General features: G+C 61.2%; 21 protein-coding genes, 2 tRNA genes and 1 pseudogene. 14 read left to right on the forward strand and 10 right to left on the reverse strand.

Annotated elements, in window-relative coordinates; all coding sequences use genetic code 11:
• Positions 1 to 57 precede the first annotated feature (57 nt).
• Entirely contained in the window at positions 58 to 1,080 is a 1,023-nt protein-coding gene (gene ilvC / locus EDD52_RS13545; RefSeq protein WP_132245825.1) for a ketol-acid reductoisomerase, read from the reverse strand.
• Positions 1,081 to 1,211: 131 nt separating this feature from the next.
• On the opposite strand from ilvC, the gene EDD52_RS13550 reads away from it, so the two are divergent.
• The 3 genes from EDD52_RS13550 (at position 1,212) to EDD52_RS13560 (ending at position 3,337) form a co-directional block, all read left to right on the forward strand.
• Positions 1,212 to 1,667 carry an Lrp/AsnC family transcriptional regulator gene (locus tag EDD52_RS13550; protein WP_132245827.1) on the forward strand — a complete coding sequence of 152 codons (456 nt, stop codon included), beginning with the start codon at positions 1,212 to 1,214 and terminating at the stop codon, positions 1,665 to 1,667.
• Complete coding sequence (locus EDD52_RS13555; protein WP_132245829.1) at positions 1,664 to 2,122, forward strand: Lrp/AsnC family transcriptional regulator; 459 nt, start codon at positions 1,664 to 1,666, stop codon at positions 2,120 to 2,122. Before EDD52_RS13550 ends, EDD52_RS13555 begins: the two co-directional genes overlap by 4 nt.
• A gap of 78 nt (positions 2,123 to 2,200) precedes the next feature.
• The gene (locus tag EDD52_RS13560) at positions 2,201 to 3,337 is read left to right on the forward strand and encodes an aminotransferase class V-fold PLP-dependent enzyme (RefSeq protein ID WP_132245831.1); all 1,137 of its coding nucleotides are present in this window, start codon (positions 2,201 to 2,203) and stop codon (positions 3,335 to 3,337) included.
• A 112-nt stretch (positions 3,338 to 3,449) separates the two neighbouring features.
• Here EDD52_RS13560 and EDD52_RS13565 read toward each other — a convergent pair whose 3' ends face one another.
• Positions 3,450 to 4,646, reverse strand: a complete 1,197-nt coding sequence (locus EDD52_RS13565) for a UbiH/UbiF family hydroxylase (protein ID WP_132245833.1) — start codon at positions 4,644 to 4,646, stop codon at positions 3,450 to 3,452.
• 72 nt (positions 4,647 to 4,718) lie between these two features.
• Entirely contained in the window at positions 4,719 to 5,363 is a 645-nt protein-coding gene (locus EDD52_RS13570; RefSeq protein WP_132245835.1) for a pyrimidine 5'-nucleotidase, read from the reverse strand.
• 105 nt (positions 5,364 to 5,468) lie between these two features.
• Between EDD52_RS13570 and EDD52_RS13575 the strand changes: the two genes are divergently transcribed.
• A complete protein-coding gene (locus tag EDD52_RS13575; RefSeq protein WP_132245837.1) occupies positions 5,469 to 6,119 on the forward strand; it encodes a GntR family transcriptional regulator in 651 nt (216 codons plus the stop codon).
• 52 nt (positions 6,120 to 6,171) lie between these two features.
• Here EDD52_RS13575 and EDD52_RS13580 read toward each other — a convergent pair whose 3' ends face one another.
• Both EDD52_RS13580 and carA read right to left on the reverse strand, forming a co-directional pair.
• Positions 6,172 to 8,001 carry a glycosyltransferase family 2 protein gene (locus EDD52_RS13580; protein ID WP_243651940.1) on the reverse strand — a complete coding sequence of 610 codons (1,830 nt, stop codon included), beginning with the start codon at positions 7,999 to 8,001 and terminating at the stop codon, positions 6,172 to 6,174.
• A 178-nt stretch (positions 8,002 to 8,179) separates the two neighbouring features.
• Positions 8,180 to 9,334: a glutamine-hydrolyzing carbamoyl-phosphate synthase small subunit gene (gene carA / locus EDD52_RS13585; protein WP_132245841.1), complete on the reverse strand. Its 1,155-nt coding sequence runs from the start codon at positions 9,332 to 9,334 to the stop codon at positions 8,180 to 8,182.
• Positions 9,335 to 9,519: 185 nt separating this feature from the next.
• Between carA and EDD52_RS13590 the strand changes: the two genes are divergently transcribed.
• Positions 9,520 to 9,981 (forward strand): GatB/YqeY domain-containing protein, encoded by a 462-nt coding sequence (locus tag EDD52_RS13590; protein ID WP_132245843.1) that lies wholly within the window; start codon positions 9,520 to 9,522, stop codon positions 9,979 to 9,981.
• 28 nt (positions 9,982 to 10,009) lie between these two features.
• On the opposite strand, the gene EDD52_RS13595 is transcribed toward EDD52_RS13590, so the two are convergent.
• From EDD52_RS13595 to ctaD, 3 genes are all read right to left on the reverse strand, one after another.
• Positions 10,010 to 10,924: a hypothetical protein gene (locus tag EDD52_RS13595; RefSeq protein WP_132245845.1), complete on the reverse strand. Its 915-nt coding sequence runs from the start codon at positions 10,922 to 10,924 to the stop codon at positions 10,010 to 10,012.
• An 11-nt stretch (positions 10,925 to 10,935) separates the two neighbouring features.
• The gene (locus EDD52_RS13600; protein WP_132245881.1) at positions 10,936 to 11,433 is read right to left on the reverse strand and encodes a DUF2244 domain-containing protein; all 498 of its coding nucleotides are present in this window, start codon (positions 11,431 to 11,433) and stop codon (positions 10,936 to 10,938) included.
• Positions 11,434 to 11,702: 269 nt separating this feature from the next.
• Positions 11,703 to 13,376: a cytochrome c oxidase subunit I gene (ctaD, locus tag EDD52_RS13605; RefSeq protein WP_132245847.1), complete on the reverse strand. Its 1,674-nt coding sequence runs from the start codon at positions 13,374 to 13,376 to the stop codon at positions 11,703 to 11,705.
• A gap of 305 nt (positions 13,377 to 13,681) precedes the next feature.
• Here ctaD and EDD52_RS13610 point away from each other — a divergent pair, with 305 nt between their 5' ends.
• Positions 13,682 to 13,912 (forward strand): hypothetical protein, encoded by a 231-nt coding sequence (locus EDD52_RS13610; protein WP_132245849.1) that lies wholly within the window; start codon positions 13,682 to 13,684, stop codon positions 13,910 to 13,912.
• Positions 13,913 to 14,046: 134 nt separating this feature from the next.
• On the opposite strand, the gene lipB is transcribed toward EDD52_RS13610, so the two are convergent.
• Positions 14,047 to 14,709 (reverse strand): lipoyl(octanoyl) transferase LipB, encoded by a 663-nt coding sequence (gene lipB / locus EDD52_RS13615; protein WP_132245851.1) that lies wholly within the window; start codon positions 14,707 to 14,709, stop codon positions 14,047 to 14,049.
• Between the two features lie 121 nt (positions 14,710 to 14,830).
• Here lipB and EDD52_RS13620 point away from each other — a divergent pair, with 121 nt between their 5' ends.
• From EDD52_RS13620 to EDD52_RS13645, 6 genes are all read left to right on the forward strand, one after another.
• Positions 14,831 to 15,769 carry a diacylglycerol/lipid kinase family protein gene (locus EDD52_RS13620; protein WP_165907546.1) on the forward strand — a complete coding sequence of 313 codons (939 nt, stop codon included), beginning with the start codon at positions 14,831 to 14,833 and terminating at the stop codon, positions 15,767 to 15,769.
• On the forward strand, positions 15,766 to 16,572 hold the full coding sequence (locus EDD52_RS13625) for a metallophosphoesterase family protein (RefSeq protein ID WP_132245855.1): 807 nt from the start codon (positions 15,766 to 15,768) through the stop codon (positions 16,570 to 16,572). Before EDD52_RS13620 ends, EDD52_RS13625 begins: the two co-directional genes overlap by 4 nt.
• 75 nt (positions 16,573 to 16,647) lie before the next feature.
• Positions 16,648 to 16,733 (forward strand) — tRNA-Leu (locus tag EDD52_RS13630).
• A 164-nt stretch (positions 16,734 to 16,897) separates the two neighbouring features.
• A complete protein-coding gene (locus EDD52_RS13635) occupies positions 16,898 to 18,046 on the forward strand; it encodes an iron-containing alcohol dehydrogenase (protein WP_132245857.1) in 1,149 nt (382 codons plus the stop codon).
• 148 nt (positions 18,047 to 18,194) lie between these two features.
• Positions 18,195 to 19,088, forward strand: coding sequence for an L-threonate dehydrogenase (gene ltnD, locus EDD52_RS13640; RefSeq protein WP_132245859.1), 894 nt, complete (start codon positions 18,195 to 18,197; stop codon positions 19,086 to 19,088).
• A gap of 63 nt (positions 19,089 to 19,151) precedes the next feature.
• Entirely contained in the window at positions 19,152 to 19,931 is a 780-nt protein-coding gene (locus tag EDD52_RS13645) for a hydroxypyruvate isomerase family protein (RefSeq protein WP_132245861.1), read from the forward strand.
• Between the two features lie 875 nt (positions 19,932 to 20,806).
• Here the strand turns inward: EDD52_RS13645 and EDD52_RS13650 are convergent.
• A tRNA-Tyr gene (locus EDD52_RS13650) sits at positions 20,807 to 20,891 on the reverse strand.
• A gap of 372 nt (positions 20,892 to 21,263) precedes the next feature.
• Between EDD52_RS13650 and EDD52_RS13655 the strand changes: the two genes are divergently transcribed.
• Positions 21,264 to 22,211 (forward strand): tyrosine-type recombinase/integrase, encoded by a 948-nt coding sequence (locus EDD52_RS13655; protein WP_243651941.1) that lies wholly within the window; start codon positions 21,264 to 21,266, stop codon positions 22,209 to 22,211.
• A gap of 6 nt (positions 22,212 to 22,217) precedes the next feature.
• Positions 22,218 to 22,400: pseudogene (locus EDD52_RS13660) on the forward strand (transposase zinc-binding domain-containing protein); the annotation flags it as partial.
• Positions 22,401 to 22,530: the final 130 nt, after the last annotated feature.

The following is a 22,530-nucleotide window of genomic DNA, read 5'->3' on the forward strand; positions in this document are numbered from 1 at the left end:
CGTGGCCGGGGTCCGTGGAGGGCAGGATCTGCCGCGTGATCTGGGATGAACCGCAGATCAGTTCTTGGACTTGTCGACCATCTTGCCGGCAGAAATCCAGGGCATCATGCCGCGCAGCTTTTCGCCGGTCGCTTCGATCTGGTGTTCGTCGTTGATGCGGCGCGTCGCCTTGAAGGACGGCTGGCCAACGGCGTTTTCCAGCATGAAGTCACGCACGAACTTGCCGGTCTGAATATCGGTCAGAACCTCTTTCATGCGGGCCTTGGTTTCAGCGTAGGGCAGGATGCGCGGGCCGGAGACATACTCGCCATACTCGGCAGTGTTCGAGATCGAGTAGTTCATGTTGGCGATGCCGCCTTCGTAGATCAGGTCCACGATCAGCTTCACCTCGTGCAGGCATTCGAAATAGGCCATTTCGGGCTCGTAGCCGGCCTCGACCAGTGTTTCGAAACCCATGCGGATCAGCTCGACCAGACCGCCACACAGAACAGCCTGCTCGCCGAACAGGTCGGTTTCACACTCTTCGCGGAAGTTGGTTTCGATGATGCCGGAACGACCGCCACCGATGGCGGAACAGTAGGACAGACCGATTTCCAGCGCTTTGCCGGTTGCGTCATTGTCGACGGCCACGAGGCAGGGAACGCCGCCGCCCTTGGTGTATTCGCCGCGCACGGTGTGACCCGGACCCTTGGGTGCCATCATGATGACATCAACGCCGGGCTTGGGTTCGATCAGGCCGAAATGCACGTTCAGCCCGTGTGCGAAGGCGATGGCAGAGCCTTCTTTCAGGTTGTCGTGGACGTATTTCTTGTAGGTATCGGCCTGCAATTCGTCGGGCATGGTGAACATGATCACGTCGCACCATGCTGCCGCTTCGGCGATACCCATGACTTTCAGGCCTTCGCCTTCGGCCTTGGCAGCAGAAGGGGACCCGTCGCGCAGGGCGACAACAACGTTCTTGGCGCCGGAATCGCGCAGGTTCAGCGCGTGGGCGTGACCCTGAGAGCCGTAGCCGAGGATGGCTACTTTCTTGTCCTTGATGAGATTGATGTCGCAATCGCGGTCGTAGTAAACGCGCATGGATCTTCCTTCCTAGGTTTATCGTTGAGGCGCACATTACCCACTGCGCGGCGATAGTGTTTGCGTTCTTCGCGGATTTATGAAAAATGAAGGGAGTTTCATTCGCATAAATCGAAGAATACGAAAAATTCATGCTCGACGATACGGACAGGCGCATCTTGCGGCATTTTCAGGCCGCACCGGAGCTGGTCTCCTCGGATCTGGCGGACCGGGCGGGTGTGACGCCCAGTACGCTGGCACGGCGTCTGGACAGGATGCGCACGCGCGGCGTGCTGCGGGGCGCGCGGGCAGAGATCAACTGGCAAGCCCTGGGCTATGCTGTCGAGGTGAGCCTGCGCGTGACGCTGGACAAGACACAGGCCCGGGCCTTTGACGATTTCATCGAGGCTGCGCGCGAAGTGCCGGAAGTGATCGAGATACAGACTTTTCTCGGGCAGGTCGATGTGCGCCTGTCCATCATCGCACGTGACATGGCGCATTATCAGCAGGTCTATCGCAGCCGTATCCTGACGCTGCCGCATATTTCGGATCTGGATGCGCTGATGCATGTTGCGCGGCTGAAAACCGACGAGACATTGCCACTATGATCGAGCTGGACGAGATCGATCGCGGGTTGATCCGGGCGCTTGCGCAGGATGCCCATGCCAGTGCGGGCGCCCTGGGGCGGCAATTTGGTTTGTCACAGCCCGCCGCCTGGCGGCGAATCAAGCGCCTGCGAGAGGCCGGGGTGTTCCGGGGGGTGCGGCTGGATCTGGACAAGGAGGCGCTCGGTTTCGGCGTCACCGTTTTTCTGGGCGTGAAGCTGGCCACCAAGGGGCGCGTCAGCCTTGAGGATTTCGAGCGCGCCGTTTCGGCCATCCCCGAGGTGCAGACGGTGGAACATGTCCTGGGCATGTATGACTATCGCTTGCGCGTCGTGGCCCGCGACATTTCCGATTTCGAACGCGTGCTTCGGCGGCGGCTGATGACCCTGCCGGGGGTGGGCAGCGTCGATGCAAACGTCCTGCTCAGCGAAGAACGGCGCCCCGGCCCGCTGGGCTGACAGAGCCGCCCCTGCCGGGGATGGTTTGCCAAAGGGCGCGCGACGCGTTAGCGCTGTTTCAAACTGATGGAGGTCTTGATGGCTGCTTTGCTTGATACCGTCGATCCTGACGGGCTGCTCGAATTCTCGGTCGTGTTCACCGACCGCTCTCTCAACCACATGTCCAAGGCGTTCCAGCAGGTCATGCGCGACATCTCGGACATGCTGCGCGAGGTTTACGGCGCGGATGGCGTGGCGCTGGTGCCCGGCGGCGGTACCTTCGGGATGGAGGCCGTGGCGCGGCAATTCGGGCAGGACGCGAAGGTTCTGGTCGTGCGCAACGGCTGGTTTTCCTTCCGCTGGAGCCAGATTTTCGACGCTGCCGATATCGCGAGCGAGACCACGGTGATGAAAGCGCGGCGGACTGGGAACGAGGCGCAAGCCCCCTTTGCGCCTGCGCCGATCGAAGAGGTTGTCGCGCGCATTCACGCGGACAAACCCAACATCGTCTTCGCACCGCATGTCGAGACATCCTCGGGCGTGATCCTGCCGGATGACTATATCCGCCAGATGGCCGAGGCCGCGCATGAGGTGGGCGCGCTGATGGTGCTGGATTGCATCGCGTCGGGCTGTATCTGGGTCGACATGAAGACCACCGGTGTCGATGTGCTGATCTCGGCGCCACAAAAGGGCTGGTCCTCCACGCCCTGCGCGGGGCTGGTGATGCTGTCCGAACGGGCCGAGGCGCGGATGGCGGAGACCACCTCTGACAGCTTTGCCATTGATCTGAAGAAATGGCGCCAGATCATGCAGGCCTACGAGAATGGCGGACACGCGTATCATGCGACGATGCCCACGGACGGTCTGCGCGCGTTCCGCGATACGATGGCCGAAACAAAGCGGCTTGGATTCGAAGCGATGCGCGATGCGCAATGGGAACTTGGCCATAAGGTACGGGCCTTGTTGGCGTCCAAGGGCATCGCGTCTGTCGCAGCAGAAGGTTTTGCCGCGCCGGGTGTCGTGGTCAGCTACACCAACGCGCCCGAGATCCAGTCGGGCCGGGCCTTTGTGGCCGAAGGCGTGCAAATTGCGGCGGGTGTGCCGCTGCAATGTGACGAGCCTGAGGGCTTCTCGACTTTCCGTCTGGGCTTGTTCGGGCTCGATAAGCTGGCCGATGTGGATGCCACGGTTGCCCGGCTGGAAACAGCGCTGGACGCCGTTCTGGCAAAGGTCTGACCTGTTCACGATCCGCCCAAAGGTGCGCCCCTTCGCGGGGCGCGCCGCTTATATTGCGCTGCCACATAGACAGGGGCTGACGCCCCCTCAAGGGGATGTTGACCGCCTGCGCCTACTTTGACCCTGCGCCAAGCCCGAGCTGCATCAGGGATTGCCGGATCGGTTTCAGATCGTAGATCGCATTCAGCCCGGCGGCGCGCGCGTCCCGCAGCAGCGGGTTCGACAGCATCGAACTGCGGTTGAGCAGGGTGATCCCGGCCACGCGCGTCCGGATATCGCCAATGCGCGCCTTGTGATACGCGTCCAGCATCGTTGCGTCGCCCAGCGTGTCGGGGGCAGCTTTGGCAAGCTCCAGCAACGTGCGGATGTCGCTCAGGCTCATGTTCAGCCCCTGCGCCCCGATGGGCGGGACGACATGCGCAGCTTCGGCCACGAGCGCCAGCCGTTCAGCGGTCAGGCGCTCCGCCTCCTGCGCGATAATCGGCCAGAGCGTGCGGCGAGAGGCGAGGCTGAGCGGCCCGAACAGGTGGCAGGAGCGGGTGCTCATCTCTGCCTCGAAATCGGGCACATCCATCTCTGACAGGGCCTTGGCTTTCGGGCCTTCCTCCATCCATACCACGGCGGAAGAGGGGCGGCCTTGCCAGTCGGGCAAGGGTACGAGCGTGAACGGCCCGCCGGTGCGGTGGATCTCTGTCGAGACATTGCAATGCGGGATCGGATGGGTGACCGCAAAGGCCAGCGCCTTCTGACCGAAGCGCGTGGTGCGAACGTCGATGCCCGCCGCCTGCCGCATGGGCGAGGCGCGCCCGTCTGCCGCGATGACCAGCCGGGTCCGGATGCGGCTGCCGTCGGTCAGTGTCACCCGCGCCTCTGCCATCCGGGTAAACAGTGTCGCGGCACCGGTGCCGGGGCGAAACTCGACGCGGTCAAGCTCTGACAGACGGGTCAGGATTTCGCGCCGCAGCAGCCAGTTGGGCAAGTTCCAGCCAAACGGCTGGTCGGAGATGTCGGCCGCGTCGAATTCCTTGACCACCCTTGGTTCGGGATATTCACCGCCAGCATCGACGATCCGCATCACCTGCAACGGCGTGGCGTAGGGGGCAAGCCTGTCCCAAAGACCGATCTGGTCCAGAAAGTCTTTGGCAGGTTGCAGAAACGCGGTGGTGCGCAGGTCGGACCCCGCAGCATCGCGGTCCGTGACCGGGGCGGCAGGATCGACGCAGAGCACCGAGAACCCGGCCTCGCCAAACGCGGCGGCCGCCACCAGACCGGCAATGCCGCCGCCACTGATCAGGATGTCATGGGTCATATGCGCCTCCTTTGACAGGGTGAACCTAGTGCGCGGCAGCCATGGCATCCATGCGACAGATCGGGCAGCCGATCATGCCAGCCGCGCAAGAAAGGCGGCAAGATCCCCAGTGTGGTGGTGGATATGCGGCGCTTCATGGCGCTCTGGTGCCACATGCACCGTGCGCATGCCCATCGCGTGTGGTTCGGCCAGATTGCGCGGATCATCCTCGAACATCGCGGCGGCGTCCGGTGTGATCCCGTCCGTGGCAAAGACCTTTTCAAAGGCGGCCCTTTCCGGTTTCGGCAAAAATCCAGCTTCTTCAACGCCGTAGATGGCATCGAAGGCGGCCTCCAAACCCCGCGCTTTCAGCACGCGGGCTGCATAGGGCGCGGTGCCGTTCGTGTAGACGATCTTGCGGCCCGGCAGGCGCGAAATCGTCTCAAAAAGGTAGGGATCAGCGTCGAGATGGTCGAGCGAGATATCATGCACATGGGTCAGGTAGGGCCCCGGATCGACATCGTGTTCGCGCATCAACCCGGCCAGCGTCGTGCCATAAGTGGCCCAGTAATGCTTGCGCAGGTGGTTCGCGCGGTCCTGTTCGACACCAAGCGCGGACATGACGTAGTCTGTCATCCGGGTTTCGATCTGGTCGAACAGCCGGGCGGCAGGGGGGTACAGGGTGTTGTCGAGGTCGAACACCCATTGGCGGATATGAGAGAACGAAGCGCGCGTCATGGGCGATACCTAATGGCCTGCGCTGATACGCGCAATGGCTGGCCTTGATTGCTTGCGGGGCAAGCGTCTATCCTGCCGGTCATTCCGGGAGGACCAGACCGCGCCATGAACCAGATCAAGCCAGCACAGAAGGATGCCTATTCGTTGATCCTCGAAGCGATCGACGTGGGCGTGTTCCGTCCCGGCGATCGTTTGGTCGAAAGCGATCTTGCAGAGCGGTTCGGGGTGTCGCGCACACCGATCCGGGAGGCTTTGCAGCGGCTGGAGACGCAATCGCTGCTGGCGCGGGACGGGCGCAGCCTGATTGTGGCCTCGCTGGATCACAACCAGATGGCAGAGCTGTATGTCGTGCGCACAGAGCTGGAAGGTCTGGCCGCACGGCTGGCTGCAAGGCATGCCACGGATGAAGAGGTGCAGGTGCTGCGCGATATGGTCACCGAGGATCGCGCCCTTCTGGGAGATCCGGCCGCACTTGCGCGGTCAAACCGCCGGTTTCACAAGCAGATTCACCTGACCTCGCACAACAGGTATCTGGTCCAGCAACTGGACCTTGTCTATCGGTCGATGGCGTTGATGGCGACCACCTCTCTGGCGGCGGAGGGGCGGGGCGCCAACGCCTTGGAAGAGCACCTGGCGATTGTCGATGCGATTGCCCGGCGCGACGAAGAAGCAGCCTATGCCGCCTTGCGCGATCATATCTCCGTGGCCTTCGTGACGCGGCTGAAACAGGACAGCAAGGCGCTGGCCGACGAGTGATGCCGGTCTGCGCAGGCGGCTTGTCACGTGGCGCTGGGGCCACAGACGTTACCTACAAGGCGCTGCCCAGGTCACTGATGTTTTTCCGCTTCGCCTGTCGTTTCGAATTGTCCTGTCCTGCATCGGGCAGCGAATGGCCATGTTCCGTCTTGTCCCAGTAAAATGGACGCACGAGCACCTCATAGGCTGCCTTGGTCGCGGCAAGCCAGCCCATCATGAAATAGAAAAACAGCGTGGGGACCCAAGCCCAAAGCCCGCGATGACGCGTCCGGGCAACGGCTGCCAGGCCGATGACGATCGCCAACGCTTCGGACACGAGAAAGACGCCGATCAGCTGACGCAGCCCCGCCGCATCCAGAAATGCAGACATCGGGTGACGCATGCCAAGCATCACCAGCCAGAACGCCCAGAGAACGGGTGCAAGAATGAACTGGCTGATCGTGGTCAGAAAGAACACCTGAAATCCGGTGAATTTCCATGGGCCCAGCGTCTGCCAGAGCTTTCGCGGTGCGCGCATATGGGTAAGATATGTGATCATGTAGCCCTTGAGCCAGCGCGAGCGTTGCTTGACCCATGGCCAAAACCTGTTGTTCGCCTCTTCCCGGGTGACAGAAGACAAGAGCTCTGTCCGGTAACCATATCGCGCGAGGCGAAAGCCCAGATACGCATCCTCGGTCACGTTATGGGCGTCCCATGCGCCCACCTCCTCCAGCGCCTTGCGGCGGAAAAAGACCGTCGTGCCGCCCAAGGGGATGGCAAAGCCAAGCCGCGCAAAACCCGGTAGAAGGATGCGGAACCAGCTTGCATATTCAATGGCAAAGCAGCGCGACAGCCAGTTGGCGCGCGGGTTGTAGAAGTCCAGAATGCCTTGCAGGCAGGCCGTATCCGGCGGGGCGCGGCTGAAATGGGCCACCACGCGGTCGATCTGGTCGGGTGCAGGAGCATCCTCGGCATCATAGATGCCAATGATTTCGCCACGGCAAAAGCCAAGCGCGTAATTCAGTGCCCTCGGCTTGGTGGTGATGCTGCCCTTGGGCACCTCGACCACCCGCATCCATGGCGGCAGCAGCGCGGGTATCAGGGCTTTGCGGGTGCGCGCATCCTCGGCCTCCAGCACCAATACCACGTCCAGCAGCGCGCGCGGATAGGTAAGCTGCGACAGCCGCTTGACCAAAGTGCCAGCGATGTCATCTTCGTGAAACAGCGGGACCATGACCGAAACGGTGGGCCATGGCTGCGGTGGCGAGGCCATCACCTTGCGAGGTCGCTGCCCGAATTGCGGCACGAAGGCCGCCCCTTTCAGCAGAGTCGAGAGGACCAGCGCAAGAATGGCCCAGCTTGCCAGAACGGCGAAGAAAATCTCTGGCATCGCGGCAAGCAAGCCAAGTGCTGCAATACCACATAGCCCGGCCATGATTCCACGACGGGGCGTCATCATCCCCAGATCCCGACAGCTTTCGTCCGCGCGCACGCGAGTTTCGGCGGCAAGCATCAGGGCAGGGGCGTGATGCTCGGCGATCTCTGCATGTATATCCGCCTCGTGAATAACGGCCATTTTCACCGCACCGATATCCACCGGCAGCTGCGGGCGCAGGGCCTCGAACGCGTCTGGCCTCGCGGTCGCGATCAGCAGGGTGCGCCCGATGCGGCGCCACGGCATGACCAGATGTTCAAGGCAGAATTCCGGGCTGAGAAGATCCTTCAGCTCGGGGTCAGCGGGGTGATCGTCGCGTTCCAGCGCCATGACGCCGTAATGACGTGCCTGCGCCGCCACGATTTGCGACGGATCGGCCAGTGCATCGGCCTCGCAAATCCGGGCCATGGTGGCCCGGCTGCGCCCCTGTTCAGCGAGCGCCTTGAGAAGGTCGCTGCTTTCCAGCACGCCTTCCTCAAGCAAAAGCTGCCCGATGGGCCGGGCCGACCGCGCTGTACGGCAGACGCCGCGCGCGACAAGTCTAGCTTTGGTTCACTCATCACAGAGTCGCCGCCCTGGTTTCTACCGCCCAAGACTTGGGGGTAGAAACTTAAGGACGGATTAACAGACCCTTAGCGAGTGCGGATTATCGGGCCGACATATAGTCTGCGAAGCGTTCGAACAGGTAAAAGCTGTCCTGCGGGCCGGGGCTGGCTTCGGGGTGATGCTGGACGGAAAACACCGGACGGTCCTTCAGACGCAGACCGCAATTCGACCCGTCAAACAAGGAGACATGCGTTTCCTCGACAGTGTCGGGGAATGTCTGGCTGTCCACGGCGAAGCCATGGTTCATCGAGGTGATCTCGACCTTGCCGGTGGTGTAGTCCTTGACCGGGTGGTTGGCGCCGTGATGCCCGTGGTTCATCTTTACCGTGCGCGCGCCAAGCGCCAGCGCCAGCATCTGGTGACCAAGGCAAATGCCGAAGATCGGCAGATTGTCTTTCTCCAGCAGCGTCTTGATCATCGGCACGGCATATTCGCCGGTCGCCGCAGGATCACCGGGACCGTTGGACAGGAAGACACCGTCAGGCTCATGGGCCAGCACTTCCTCGGCCGTGGCCGTGGCAGGCAGGACCGTCACGTCGCAGCCCGCAGAGGCCAGGCAGCGCAGGATGTTGCGCTTTGCACCGTAATCCAGGGCCACAACCTTGTGCTTCGGTGCCTCTTGCCGGGTGTAGCCATCGGGCCAGGCCCACCGCATTTCGTCCCAACGATAGGATTGGGCGCAGGTCACTTCGCGGGCAAGATCCAGCCCTTCAAGCCCTGAAAAGGCGCGCGCCTTGGCGACAAGCTCGCCAATATCGAAATTGCCTTCGGGATCGTGGGCAAGTGCCACATGCGGCGCGCCCTGCTGGCGGATGGCGCGGGTCAGGCGGCGCGTGTCGACGCCGCCGATGGCGATCCGGCCGCGGGCAGAGAGCCAGTCGCCCAGCTCTTGCGCGGCGCGCCAGTTCGATGCCTGCGTCGGCATCCACTTCACCACCATGCCAGCCGCAACGGGTTCGGCGGTTTCGTCATCATCGGGGTTCACCCCGACATTGCCGACATGTGGGAAGGTGAAGGTGACGATCTGCCCGGCATAGGACGGGTCAGTCATGATCTCCTGGTATCCGGTCATGGCGGTGTTGAAGCACAGCTCCGCGACCGTGACGCCCGTGGCACCAAAGCCTTGGCCGTAGAAGATCGATCCATCCGCAAGCGCAAGGCAGGCGGTGGGCTTTGCATGGGGCGAGGAGGCCATGGCGCGACTCTTTCTCTGGCGTGAATTTGGCCGAACCTACGGGGGCTTGCGGCGGGGGTCAAGTCATATCGTAGAATGCGATATTGTTTGTTTTCAATGCCTTAGCCTGTCCGTTCGGCGGTTGCGTCGCGTGGCGCGATTGGCTATCTTCTGCTTTCGCGTCAACCATGGGGATGGGATCGACAATGGAACTTCGCACGCGGGTCAATTCCGCCATGAAACAAGCGATGCGGGACAAGGCCACCGCACGGCTTTCCACGCTGCGGCTTATCAATGCCGCGATCAAGGATAAGGACATCGCAGCCCGGGGCGAGGGCAATGACGACGGGGTGCCCGACAGCGAAGTGCTTGCCATTCTTGGCAAAATGGTCAAGCAGCGCCAGGAAAGCGCGCGCACCTATGAAGAGGGTGGCCGGGTGGACCTGGCAGAGCGGGAACTGGCCGAGATCGAGGTGATCGAGGAATTCCTGCCGCGCAAGCTGTCAGACAAGGATGTCGAAAAGGCCGTGGACGATGCCCTGGCCGAGGTTGGCGCAGATTCGATCCGCGATATGGGACGGGTCATGGCGGTGCTGAAGGGCAAATATACCGGTCAGATGGATTTTGGCGCGGTCGGCCCGATGGTGAAGAAACGCCTTTCCGCCTGATCGGTCAGGTTGGCGCGGCGCGCGGCCTCTACGCTTGCGGGGACGGGAAATCGCGCGCGATGGCCTGCAATTCTTGCGGATCTTCGATGCGGAAACGGGCGACAAAGCGGGTCTTGAAGCCCACGCGCCCCCGGCGGGCGCCGAAATTCTCGCCATGGTTCAGGATATAAAGAACGGAAGGTCGGGACAGTGGTTTCAGCCGCTGACCAGCAAGCCGCGCCAGGTAGGGAAACATCCGGTGTTCGTGCTGGGTCATCTCGCGCAGGAAATCCACCGTTCCCGGAAGTGACAGATCAAAACGCAGCGCCGCGCAGGAGCCGCATAGCTTCCAGAATGGTTTGCGCAGCGGCTGCGTCAGCGACGGTGCGTCGGCCAGCGCCACGGTGCTGGTGGCCGCATCCAAGACGTAACCCGCTTCGACAAGGTAACCCGGTGCCTGACGGTCAAGCATCTCTGCCACGCTGCCCTGCCGCAGCAGGTCATCGGCATCGAAGCTCATGGCATAGCCCGCACGGATCCCGAGCTTTGGCAGATGGTTGTAGAGCGCAGCAAGTTTGCGCCATTTGTCATTGCCCGGCGTCGGGTCGTCGAAGGGCAGGTAGGTAATGCGCGGATCGTCGGGCAGGGCGGGTTGGTCCTGACAGCAAATCACCGCATGCCAGTTGGGATTGTCCTGCGCCGTCAGGCTGGCAAGCGTTACTTGAAGCCGCTCCTGCACGGCCTGCCAGTCGCCCACGTGATGCTGCCCCACCAGCGGGATCAGGAAAACCACCGTGCCCGCCATGGCCCATTCGTGACCGCGGGCCTCTGCGCGAAGACGCAAGGCAGCTTTCTCGGATGGGGCCTGTGCCTCTCCGCCGCCTGCGATCCGGGGGCCGACAAGCGCTGCCGCCGCCAAAAGGGCTGCGCGTTTCAGTTTCGGAGAGGCGGGGGCCTGCGCCATGATTGGGTTTCCTACGGAGGAGTGATGCGCCGCATCCGGTCCGAAAGCTCGGCGTAAAGCGACTTTCTTTCGTCTTCGCTCAGAAACGCGCCGATTTCAACCTCGCGCCCGGCGCCGGACAGGGTGACGTAATGCGGGACCGGGCCGTCTTTCTGGTGCATGATCAGCTTCGCCCAATAAGGGTTGCACTGCCATTCCTGCTCTGGTCCCTGCGGATTATGGCGCACCAGATGCATGTGATCGCGTCCAAGTGTCAGCACTTCGAGGATTTTACGGTCAGCCTCGTTGCGGCGCAGCGCGTACCACATGCCGCCAAGTGCGATCATCGCGAAGGGCAGAAGCCCCCACAAGAGCACCGTTCCCAGAAGCCCAAGCAAGGGAATACAGATCAGCGTGAACGTGGCGAGAATGAACGCCGCGAACCCCTTGGCGGGCAGCGAATTGTGTGGCCAGAGGCGCAGCTCGACCACAGCGTCGGAAGATGGGGGTTCGGACCATGCATAGGGCATGTCTGAAAGGATAATGCCTTCGCAGCGGATGTTAAGCCTTGGCGCGCCGATGGGCATTGTGCCGCACCGTGCGGTTTTGGGGGCCGACGGGTCATAGCAACCTCTCAAGGTGGCAGCAGGCGGTTGCTGGTGAGGCGCGACGGCAGAGCGGTGATGCCAGAGCCGCCCTTTGTCGGGACGCGTATGACAGCGAAAACTCTACCCTCGAAACGAAAAAGGCCCCGGAACATGTCCGGGGCCTCTTGTCTGTCTGATGTGGTGCCTTGCCCTTAGTGGGCGTGGCCCTTGTCCCAGTCTTCCTGCTTGGGAAGAATCTCGAACGTGTGCTCGGGCGGCGGGCTGGGCAGGGTCCATTCCAGCGTATCCGCATATTCGTTCCACGGGTTCGCTTCGGTGCATTTGGGACCGGAACGCAGCGCGTAGACCATGACGCCGATGAAGAACAGGAAGGATGCGAAGGACAGGAAGGCGCCCCAGCTTGATACTTCGTTCCACATCGAGAAGGCGTCGGGGTAGTCGATATAGCGACGTGGCATGCCCTGACGACCCAGGAAGTGCTGCGGGAAGAATGTCAGGTTCGCGCCGATGAAGAATGCCCAGAAGTGCAGCTTGCCCGCCCATTCAGGGTACATCTTGCCGGTGAACTTGGGGAAGTAGAAATAGATCCCCGCGAAGATCGCGAACACGGCGCCAAGGCTCATTACGTAGTGGAAATGTGCCACAACGTAGTAGGTGTCGTGATAGGCACGGTCCACGCCCGCCTGGCTGAGCACGATGCCGGTCACGCCGCCAACGGTGAACAGGAACAGGAAGCCAAAGGCCCAGAGCATCGGTGTCTTGAACTCGATCGAGCCGCCCCACATGGTCGCGATCCACGAGAAGATCTTAACGCCCGTGGGGACCGCGATAACCATCGTGGCCATCATGAAGTAGCTCTGCTGGGTCAGCGACATGCCGACGGTGTACATGTGGTGCGCCCAGACGACGAAACCCAGTGCACCAATCGCGATCAGGGCCCAGACCATCGGCAGGTAACCGAAGACCGGCTTGCGGCTGAACGTGGCGATGACATGGCTGATGATGCCAAAGCCCGGCAGGATCACGATGTAAACCTCTGGGTGGCCGAAGAACCACAGGATGTGCTGGTACAGGACCGGGTCGCCGCCACCGGCTGGATCGAAGAAGGTCGTGCCGAAGTTACGGTCGGTCAGCAGCATGGTGATGGCGCCGGCCAGAACGGGCAGGGACAGCAGGATCAGCCAAGAGGTCACGAAGATCGACCAGGAGAACAGCGGCACCTTGAAGAGCGTCATGCCCGGTGCGCGCATGTTCAGGAAGGTGGTGATCATGTTGATCGCGCCCAGGATCGACGAGGCACCCGAGACGTGCACCGCGAAGATCGCAAGGTCCATGGACATGCCGCCTTCACGGACGGATAGCGGCGGGTAGAGCACCCAGCCAACCCCGGAACCGGCCTGACCGTTGCCGCCAGGTGCCAGGACCGAGCAGACCGCGAGCGTGGTGCCCGCAACGTAAAGCCAGAAGGACAGGTTGTTCAGACGCGGGAACGCCATGTCCGGCGCGCCGATCTGCAACGGCATCAGGTAGTTGCCGAAGCCGCCGAAAAGGGCGGGAATCACCACGAAGAACATCATCAGGATGCCGTGGCCGGTGATCAGCACGTTCCACAAGTGCCCGTTGGGGGTACATTCCCCGGCAGCCGCGGCAAACAGGCGCGCGCCCTCCATGCACATGTATTGTACACCGGGATCCATGAGCTCGAGCCGCATGTAGACGGTGAAAGCTACCGAGATGAACCCTGTCAGGCCGGCAACGACCAGATAGAGAATCCCGATATCCTTGTGGTTCGTGGACATGAACCAGCGCGTAAAGAATCCGCGCTCGTCTTCATGTTCGTGGCCGTGAACGGCGGCGTCAGCCATGTCTCGCCTCCTGCTGGTATGGTGACAGGGGCGCGCGCAAGGTAACGCCCGCCCCGATAATCTATGCTTGTTTTAGAATGCGGGGCCACCATGGGCAATGTCCGACTTTGACGCAGATCAAACAATTTTGTCGCAGGCCGATGCATAGCTGGGAGTATGGAAATCCCTACCCATCAACAAGAGGAACGTCAGGAATACCTGACTGTTACAGAATCACTGCAATACCTAACGTGAGGGTATCGAAGGTTGCTGCAGGAACCTTCGGGGCCGGGCCAGGGGGCCTGCGTCAAGGGGGAAAAACAGCAATGTCGTTTCAGATAAGCATGAGCCAGTATTCAACGAACACGTCGTTTCCAAGATTGATCCGGGCTTTGAAGGGGATGCGCGTTGCGCTCCGGACGCCCTTTGACGAGCGCCACGACGCTTTGACGGCCGAGGTGGACAGGCTTCGGGCGCTGGATGACGAAGCGCTCGCCCGGCTGGGTATCAAGCGGCAGGACATCCTTTGGCACGTGTTTTCCTGCAAGAAACTCTGACGGAAAATTCTTCCGTCGACGCGAATTTACAACCAAGACCTTTTTTGACCAACCTTTAAGACCAGACTTTTCAAATGAAGACAAAAGGCGCATCGCGGAATGCGCCTTTTCTTTTTGGTCGCGGGGCTGGCGGGTTATGGGGCCGGGATTTCGCCCACGACATTGTCGAAACTGTGCCTCAGGGCGACGTCAAGGTCGGTCATCGTGACGGGCAGGCCCAGATCGACAAGGCTTGTCACCCCGTGTTCGGTGATCCCGCACGGGACGATGCCCGAGAAATGCTCCAGATCCGGTTCGACATTAATGGAGATGCCGTGAAAGCTGATCCATTTGCGCAGGCGAATGCCGATCGCCGCGATCTTGTCTTCCTGTTTCGCGCCGGTCGCGGTCAGCGGCTTGTCGTCCCGTTCGATCCAGACGCCGACGCGGCCGTCGCGGATGTGGCCGCGCAGATTGAATTCATCCAGCGTGGCGATGACCCATTCCTCCAGCGTCTTGACGAATTGGCGCACATCGCGGCCACGCCTGCCCACATCCAGCATGACATAGGCCACCCGCTGCCCGGGGCCGTGATAGGTATACTGCCCACCGCGCTTTGACGTGTAGACCGGAAAGCGGTCCGGATCGGTCAGATCCGCAGGCTTTGCCGAGGTGCCCGCAGTATATAGCGGCGGGTGTTCCAGCAGCCAGATGCACTCATCCGCAGTCCCCGCGGCAATCTGTGCGACGCGCGCCTCCATGAAGGCCACGGCCTCTTCGTAATCTGTCAGCCCGTCTGTCGTGATCCACTCGACCATATTCTGTGTCCCGCCTGTGCGGCCTGTGTCCAATGCCGATCAACTCTTATTGAACGGCGTCCCGAAAAGGAACCCGCAGCGGCCCCTCGCGTTGATGATTGCATTGAGCAGGAGAGCAGACGTGGCAAAGCAGGAGAAGTTTTACACCCCCGTACCGGAGGCATCGCCCCCGGCGGAGGTCTGCGTCCTGCTGAATGCGTCGTCCGGCAATGCCGAGAATGAGGCCCAGACGGATGCATTGCACAATGCCTTTGCCCGCTACCCCGGCATGTTCGAACTGCGCGTAATGGAGGGGGGCAATATGCTGGCCGACACCTGCCGCCGCGCCATGAAGGACGGGTACCGGACCATCGTCGCCGCCGGTGGAGACGGGACCATTTCCGGCATCGCCGGCCAACTCGCCGGGTCCGGGCGCACCATGGGCATCATTCCGCAGGGCACATTCAACTTCGTCGCGCGCGGCCTGGGCATCCCCGAACAGATTGATGAGGCGATTGATCTGATCGCAAAGGGCACCGCGCGCAGCTTTTCGCTTGGCGAGGTCAACGGCGCGACCTTCGTCAACAATGCCAGCCTCGGGATCTATCCGCAGGTGCTTAAGGAGCGTGAAGGAACCTACAGGCGGTGGGGGCGGTCGCGGCTTGCGGCGCATTGGTCCGTGCTGCGGACCTTTGCCAGTTTCAGCTCGCCTTTGCGGATGAAGGTCACGGTGGACGGGAAGGTCATGCGCGCCAAGACGCCGCTGGCCTTCGTCGCCCGCAGCGCTTTCCAACTGGAACATTTCGGACTGGATGGCGGCGATTGCATCAGGGAAGGGGGGTTTGCCCTGTTCCTGGCGCCCGACAGCAGCCGGATGCAGCTTTTGTCGGGTGCGCTGAGGCTTGCAAGCGGGGGCATGACCAGCAAACGTGATTTCGAACTGATCTGCGGACGTGAAATCGTGATTGAAACGCTCAGCCCCAGCCATGTCATCGCGATGGATGGCGAAACCTTTCCGATGACCGGGCCTTTCCATTTCCGTCTGCGGGACGACGCGCTGCGTGTGATTGCGCCGGAATGACCCGGATCGTTCACATTTCGGACCTGCATTTCGGCAGGGATAACCCCGCGCTGCTGGACCCGTTGGTGAAGTTCATCAACGGGTCGGGTGCGGCATTGGTCCTGATCTCGGGCGACCTGACTCAGCGGGCGCGCCATGGCCAGTTTCGCGAAGCGCGGGCCTTTATCGACAGGCTATCGCCGCAGGTTCTTGCAGTTCCGGGCAACCATGACACGCCTCTTGGGAACCTGTTTGTCCGGCTGACGCGCCCCTGGGGGCGGTTCCGCAGCCATATCTCGCGCGAACTGGAGCCTTGCTGGAAATCCGACGACATGCTTGTCGCGGGGATCAACACCGCCGACTCGCGCGCGTGGCAGCGGGGCAAGCTGCGCAAGTCCAGCCTGCGCCGGGTGTGCGCGCATCTGCTGACCAGCCCGGACGGGCAACGCGATGACCGGCTGGCCTTTGTCATGATGCACCACCCGCCGGAACATCTGGAAGACAGCCAGAAGCGTCCCATGCGCCATGCGCGCAGCGGTCTGGCAGAGCTGAATGCTTGCGGTGCGGATGTCGTGCTGTGCGGCCACCTGCACACATGGAGCGCCCGAACCCTGCGGGACGCCGAAGGGATTCTTTTGCTGCAGGCAGGGACTGGCCTGTCAAATCGCGTGCGGGGGGAGCCCAACGACCTTAACCTGCTGCATGTCGAGGGAAACCGGTTGTCCGTGGAACGCTATGCAGCAGAGCCGGATGCGTCGGAGTTTTCCCGGCTCTTTCATCAGGTCTACGCCAAACAGGGTGGCATCTGGCAGCTTGTTTCCTGAAGGGTGCATTTTGGTAAAAAATGCACTTCACATCCTGCGCGGGCTTGGATATACGCCCGTCACTACCGATCACGTGCGGTCGTGGCGGAATGGTAGACGCGCAGCGTTGAGGTCGCTGTGGGGTAACACCCGTGGAAGTTCGAGTCTTCTCGACCGCACCATCTTCACCCAAGGCTGGTGAAGTTTTTGTCCAAAATCAAACTCTTGATGACCCTGCGGGCGGCCTGTCTTGGCTGTCGGTTCCGGTTTTCGCATGTGCCGATCTTCGTTGACGGGGCGCCAAGGACGTGGTCCTCATGCCCCCCGACACAGAGAGGCCCGCACCATGACGCCATTGAACTTTGCCTTTGCCACCGCTGCCGAGATCCGCTTTGGGCGGGGGCAGGCCGCGAAAGCGGCGCCCGCGATAGCGGCACCTGGCCGGCGGGTTCTGTTGGTGACGGGGGCCAACCCAACCCGCGCCGATTGGTTGGCAGAAGCGTTGGAAGGGGCGGGTTGCACTCTCAGCCGGTTCGCCGTGCCGCGCGAACCTGATGTTGCGCTTATCGAAGCCGCGCTGCTTCAGGCGCGACAGACCGGTGCAGAGGTGGTTGTGGCGATCGGCGGCGGGGCTGCGGTGGATGCGGGCAAGGCGATCGCGGCGCTGGTGCCTGAAAATCGGCCCATGATGGATCATCTGGAGGTCGTGGGCCGGGGCCTGCCGCTGGAGGTGCCGCCCTTGCCCTTCGTGGCCATCCCCACCACCGCAGGGACCGGGGCAGAGGTCACCCGCAACGCGGTCATTTCCGTTCCCGATGCACGTCGCAAGGTCAGTCTGCGTGACGCGAAAATGTTGCCGTGTCTGGCGATTGTCGATCCGGCCCTGACAGACGGCTGCCCCCGGTCCGTGACGCTGGCCTCGGGGCTCGACGCGATCACGCAAGTCATCGAACCCTATCTTTGCACGCGGGCCAATCCGTTGACAGATGCACTGTGCCGGGACGCGATTCCGAAAGGCCTTGCAGCGTTGCGAACCCTGATGACTGGCGAGGATGCCGTTGCACGGGACGACATGGCATGGGTCAGTCTTTGCGGCGGTCTGGCGCTGGCCAATGCCGGGCTTGGTGTGATCCACGGCCTTGCCGGGCCGCTTGGCGGGCTTTCCGGTGCCAGTCACGGCGCAATCTGTGGTGCGCTTCTGCCCCACGGTCTGGCCGCCAATGCCGAGGCCGTGGACGAGCCGCGCACCGCCGCGCGTATCGCCGAAATCCGCGGCTGGATTGCATCATCGCTTGGCGGCGACCCGGAGGGCGCATTTGAGACCCTCGCCATCTGGTCACGTCAGCAGGGCTTGCCCGGTCTGGATGCGCAGGGCGTCAGTGCCGAGGCGCGTGCCCAAGCCGCGTGTGATGCGGCAACGTCCTCTTCCATGAAGGCCAATCCGTTGCCGCTCTCTGCCCAACAGCTCGGCGTGATCATGGAGCATGCACGCTAAAGCAGGTCAGGCCCGGTTCAGCGCGCATTCTCAAGGGTGATTGCCCCCGGCGGTGGGTCCGTGCAAGGGTCGTGCCACGCATTGCGCGGATCGGTGCGAGCACCCGGGCCGCATGCTGTGGAACCAATTGGGAGGGGGATACCGAAACATGACCAGAATTGCCGTGATCGGGCTGGGCTCGATGGGGTTTGGTATGGCGCGTCAGGTGTTGGGGGCAGGGCATGTCACCCACGGGTTTGACATCAACCCAGACGCCGAATCCCGGTTCCGGGACGAAGGCGGGGCAGAGGGCGCGTTGCCCGAGATCGCGCAAACGCTCGATATCGTCGGGCTGGTTGTGCTGAATGCAGAGCAGACCGAAACGGTGCTCTTCGGGCCTGATGGGATCGTCGGTCAGATGCGCAAAGGTGCGGTCATCGTGGCCAGCGCCACGGTCGCGCCCGACTTTGCCCGCGAGATGGCCCGCCGGTGTGACGAGGCTGGGGTGCTCTACCTTGATGCGCCGGTCTCCGGCGGGGTTGTCGGCGCTTCAAGCGGTACCCTGTCGGTGATGGCAGCAGGCCGGGCCGAGGCCTTCGAGGCCGCCAGACCTTATCTTGATGCCGTGGCAAAGCGCGTCTTCGACCTTGGGGCAGAATCGGGCGCCGGATCTGCGATGAAGGCTGTGAACCAGCTTCTGGCCGGGGTCAATCTGGCCGTGATGACAGAGGCGATCACTTTTGGCATGACGCAGGGCGTGTCGCCAGAGAAGTTCATGGAGATCATCCCGCAATGTGCCGGCACAAGCTGGATGCTGGAAGACCGGGTCCCGCAGATCGTCAATGGGGATTACACGGCCAAGAGCATGATCAACATCTGGCCAAAGGACCTCGGTATCGTCATGGATATTGCCCGGTCCGCCGGTTTCAGCGCGCCGATCACTGCCGCCACGCTGCAACAGTTCCTTGCCGCCGCCGGGATCGGATTGGGGCACGAGGATGATGCCGCGCTCGCCAAGCTTTATGCGCGCAATGTCGGCCTGACCTTGCCGGGAGAGGGCTGAGGCGATGAGCAGCATTTTGACACCCGTCGGCTCCGGCATGCGCATCGGGCGGGACAGGACACCATGAAGTTTTCAGCCAATCTGGGGTTTCTCTGGACCGAGTTGCCACTTGTTGACGCGATCCGCGCGGCAAAGGACGCCGGTTTCGCTGCGGTCGAGTGCCACTGCCCATATGATACGCCGGCCGAAGAGGTGGCGGCGGCTCTGCAAGAAACGGGTCTGCCCATGCTGGGCATCAATACGGTGCGTGGGGCGGAGCCGGGCGATATGGGCCTGTCGGCTGTGCCCGGACGGCAAACCGAGGCCCGTGCCGCCATTGATCAGGCGGCGGATTACGCCTGCGCCATCGGGGCAGGGGCCATCCACGTGATGGCCGGGATCTCCGAGGGGCCAGAGGCGCATCAGGCGTTTCTGGACGCCCTGCGCTATGCCCGGACGCGGGTGGACGACGATATCACCATCCTGATTGAACCGCTGAACCGCCACGATGCGCCGGGATATTTTCTGAAAACGACCGACCAGGCCCGCGCCATCATCGAGGCGTTGAACCTCTCAGGCATCAAACTGATGTTTGATTGCTACCATGTGGGCCGGACCGAAGGCGACGTGACCACGCGGATGAAAGACCTGTTGCCGATCATCGGCCATATTCAATTCGCATCCGTCCCTGACCGGGGCGCGCCGGATCACGGTGAGATCGCCTATGAAGCAGTATTCAGAACCGTCGCCGCGCTCGGCTGGACCCGCCCCTTGGGCGCAGAATACAAACCGGGCGGTGACACTGGCGCCAGCCTCGGTTGGATGCAAAGTCTCGCCCAAACCCGGCAGTCCCGCACAGATTAAGATCATCCCGGTTGCGAGAGCTTTGAAGCCCGAAGGCCGAGAATGAACGCAATTTCCGCACTGCGGGACAAAGCCGTCGTTTGGCCCAAATGCTTCTACGTCCGCTTGCGTCAATGTCACTGTGAAACGGGACTTAATCTGAATGGTAGTTATTGCGATTGCCATTGAGGCGGAGAAAGTACCTGAGGTGATCAGGGTCGAAGATGCGATTTCTGGAAAAACACCCAATTCGTTCTTGGTTGTATTAACTCTGGTTCATGCGCCAAATCAATAAACGGCCGCTCTAATTTGTAGCTATCTGCCGTTTCATTGGGTCCTGGAGCCTAGCTGCTCAACCAAAGCCGTAGACGAGATGGACTATTCTCATCTACGTCTGGCGAAACGTCGCAAATCACACCTGCGGAACCGACGCGTAGCCATTGAACATATCGGGCACCGGGCACATTGATGGAAAACTTGGATGGAACCTTGCGACCTGCGCGCCCTAACAACTTCTTTTTGCCAGAGTCCCATCTAAAGTGATCTTTTTCACGGAAATTGCCTGCACTTCGTCTGGCCGACCACGTTTCGAATGATGTCGCACCATGCGTGCAGTATTGGTAGCTGACCCCTAGTCGAAAAAAATACTCCCCTTGAGAGCGGGCTTCTACTCGCAAAGGCTCAAACGGTGGAGAAACGAATTCGCAAACATGTCCGGGCGTTACGAGGCTTTGAAAGCCCAGGACTAACGAAGTTTTTGTCAAGATCAGCATTATATTACGCACCCCTAGGGATAGCGAGAGCACCATCCCTTTGCCATGTACAGGAACGAGACTTCAGATAAATGCACACGGATTAAACCTGAATGCTCATTAGCCGTACCTGAATATTATGTTTGGTGGGGAGTCTAGGATTCGAACCTAGGTGGGTTGCCCCAACGGATTTACAGTCCGCCGCATTTGACCGCTCTGCCAACTCCCCTGAGCTGGTGCCTCGGCAGCGGGAAAATTACCAATCAACATGCTGCAACGATAGTTAGAGCTACCAAGGCAATAGATGGATCTAGTAGTGTATTGAAGTATGAAACAATCAACTAGCACCCATCATTCGGGCACTTTCGCGCCCGTTACATATATAAGGTATACTGAAAGTTCATCTGTTTCATTTGAGATCGATAATATGAAAAGAACTTCAGAACAACCCCCGAACCGGACATTAGCTGCATTGCGGAATTTCAGTACTTTTGGGCTCTCGCACTAAATCGCTTCGCGATATGGGCGCTTGTGGCGTGGGTTGCGCGTAGTCGGGATTTGTTTCGCGGATTGTGAAGTTGAGAGTTTGCTGTTGATCGAGGTGATTTTGCCTCGGTTGACAGAGGGTTTTCCCATGAACATTCAGCGTTCCAAAAATATCACTCCGCTGCGCGCACGCATGATCGCGGACATGACAGCGCGCAACCTTGGACCGGCGTCACAGGTCGGTCACTTGCGGGCCTGCAAGAGGTTCGCGGCCTGGTTGGAACGATCTCCTGAGACAGCTGAGCCGGATGATGTCCGTGACTTCCAGCAGCATTTGATTGAGACTGGCACCAGCATCTGCACGCGCAATCGCACGATGACCGGGGTGAAGTTTCTGTTCCGGGTCACGCTGCGCAGGCATGATCTGGTAGCGGAGATCTTTAGCCTGAAGGAGCCCGTCAAGATTCCGCTGGTACTGAGCCGCAACGAGGTCAAACGCATCTTGCTTATGGCTCCGAGCCTGAAGGCGCGCGTGATGCTGTCCTTGGCCTATGGCTGCGGGATGCGCGCGGGCGAAGTCGTTCGGCTGCGGGTCGGCGACATTGACGGAGAACAAGAGATCATCCGCATCGTGCAGTCCAAGGGGCGCAAGGATCGCAATGTGATGTTGCCCGGTGATATTCTTGGGCTGTTGCGCGATTGGTGGAAGGAACGCCCAAGCAGTCAGGACAATGGCGTGGCGGGCCCGGACCGGGTGATATTCCCCGGATACAATGGCAAGCATCTGTCGCCGCGCCAGATCTCGCGCCTGTTCAAGCAGGCTGCAAAGGCGGCGGCCATCACCAAGCCAGTCACGTTGCATACGTTGCGCCACTCCTTCGCGACACACTTGCTGGAACGAGGAGTGGATATCCGGGTCATACAGGCGCTGTTGGGGCATACCAAACTGACTACGACGGCGCGCTATGCCAGCGTCGCGACCGGCATGATCTCTGCCGTAGAGAGCCCATTGGATAACCTGGGCCAAACCAAGCGCAAAAAGAGTAAGAAAGGCGCGCCATAACCCGGGTTGGCACGTTCAAATCTGGAAGTTGCGGATACCTTCCGCGACTATGGGGCTGCGTATCGTATGGCCAATGTGGGCCATATCAGCCTTGTTCAGCTAAAGGTCATGAGCGCCATTGAGCGCTGCCGTACTGCGGCGCTTGGCGGACATGTTACGGGCTGTGAGGACTGCGGACATGACCACATTGAACCGCCCCGGGTTTACCGGAGAGTAAAACTCTCAAAAGGTGAGCCTCATGACAAACAAGAAACATACCCCGAGCTACACGGCCGAGTTCCGCACGCGCGGCGTTCGGCTTTTCCGCGAACATCGTTCT

The sequence above is a fragment of the Primorskyibacter sedentarius genome (assembly GCF_004342065.1).
Classification (GTDB): domain Bacteria; phylum Pseudomonadota; class Alphaproteobacteria; order Rhodobacterales; family Rhodobacteraceae; genus Primorskyibacter; species Primorskyibacter sedentarius.

Excerpts from the sequence above, each read along its gene's own strand:
- ilvC (WP_132245825.1), bottom strand. The coding sequence starts at position 1,080 with ATGCGCGTTTACTACGACCGCGATTGCGACATCAATCTCATCAAGGAC.
- EDD52_RS13550 (WP_132245827.1), top strand. The coding sequence starts at position 1,212 with ATGCTCGACGATACGGACAGGCGCATCTTGCGGCATTTTCAGGCCGCA.
- EDD52_RS13555 (WP_132245829.1), top strand. The coding sequence starts at position 1,664 with ATGATCGAGCTGGACGAGATCGATCGCGGGTTGATCCGGGCGCTTGCG.
- EDD52_RS13560 (WP_132245831.1), top strand. The coding sequence starts at position 2,201 with ATGGCTGCTTTGCTTGATACCGTCGATCCTGACGGGCTGCTCGAATTC.
- EDD52_RS13565 (WP_132245833.1), bottom strand. The coding sequence starts at position 4,646 with ATGACCCATGACATCCTGATCAGTGGCGGCGGCATTGCCGGTCTGGTG.
- EDD52_RS13570 (WP_132245835.1), bottom strand. The coding sequence starts at position 5,363 with ATGACGCGCGCTTCGTTCTCTCATATCCGCCAATGGGTGTTCGACCTC.
- EDD52_RS13575 (WP_132245837.1), top strand. The coding sequence starts at position 5,469 with ATGAACCAGATCAAGCCAGCACAGAAGGATGCCTATTCGTTGATCCTC.
- carA (WP_132245841.1), bottom strand. The coding sequence starts at position 9,334 with ATGGCCTCCTCGCCCCATGCAAAGCCCACCGCCTGCCTTGCGCTTGCG.
- EDD52_RS13590 (WP_132245843.1), top strand. The coding sequence starts at position 9,520 with ATGGAACTTCGCACGCGGGTCAATTCCGCCATGAAACAAGCGATGCGG.
- EDD52_RS13595 (WP_132245845.1), bottom strand. The coding sequence starts at position 10,924 with ATGGCGCAGGCCCCCGCCTCTCCGAAACTGAAACGCGCAGCCCTTTTG.
- EDD52_RS13600 (WP_132245881.1), bottom strand. The coding sequence starts at position 11,433 with ATGCCCTATGCATGGTCCGAACCCCCATCTTCCGACGCTGTGGTCGAG.
- ctaD (WP_132245847.1), bottom strand. The coding sequence starts at position 13,376 with ATGGCTGACGCCGCCGTTCACGGCCACGAACATGAAGACGAGCGCGGA.
- EDD52_RS13610 (WP_132245849.1), top strand. The coding sequence starts at position 13,682 with ATGTCGTTTCAGATAAGCATGAGCCAGTATTCAACGAACACGTCGTTT.
- lipB (WP_132245851.1), bottom strand. The coding sequence starts at position 14,709 with ATGGTCGAGTGGATCACGACAGACGGGCTGACAGATTACGAAGAGGCC.
- EDD52_RS13625 (WP_132245855.1), top strand. The coding sequence starts at position 15,766 with ATGACCCGGATCGTTCACATTTCGGACCTGCATTTCGGCAGGGATAAC.
- EDD52_RS13635 (WP_132245857.1), top strand. The coding sequence starts at position 16,898 with ATGACGCCATTGAACTTTGCCTTTGCCACCGCTGCCGAGATCCGCTTT.
- ltnD (WP_132245859.1), top strand. The coding sequence starts at position 18,195 with ATGACCAGAATTGCCGTGATCGGGCTGGGCTCGATGGGGTTTGGTATG.
- EDD52_RS13645 (WP_132245861.1), top strand. The coding sequence starts at position 19,152 with ATGAAGTTTTCAGCCAATCTGGGGTTTCTCTGGACCGAGTTGCCACTT.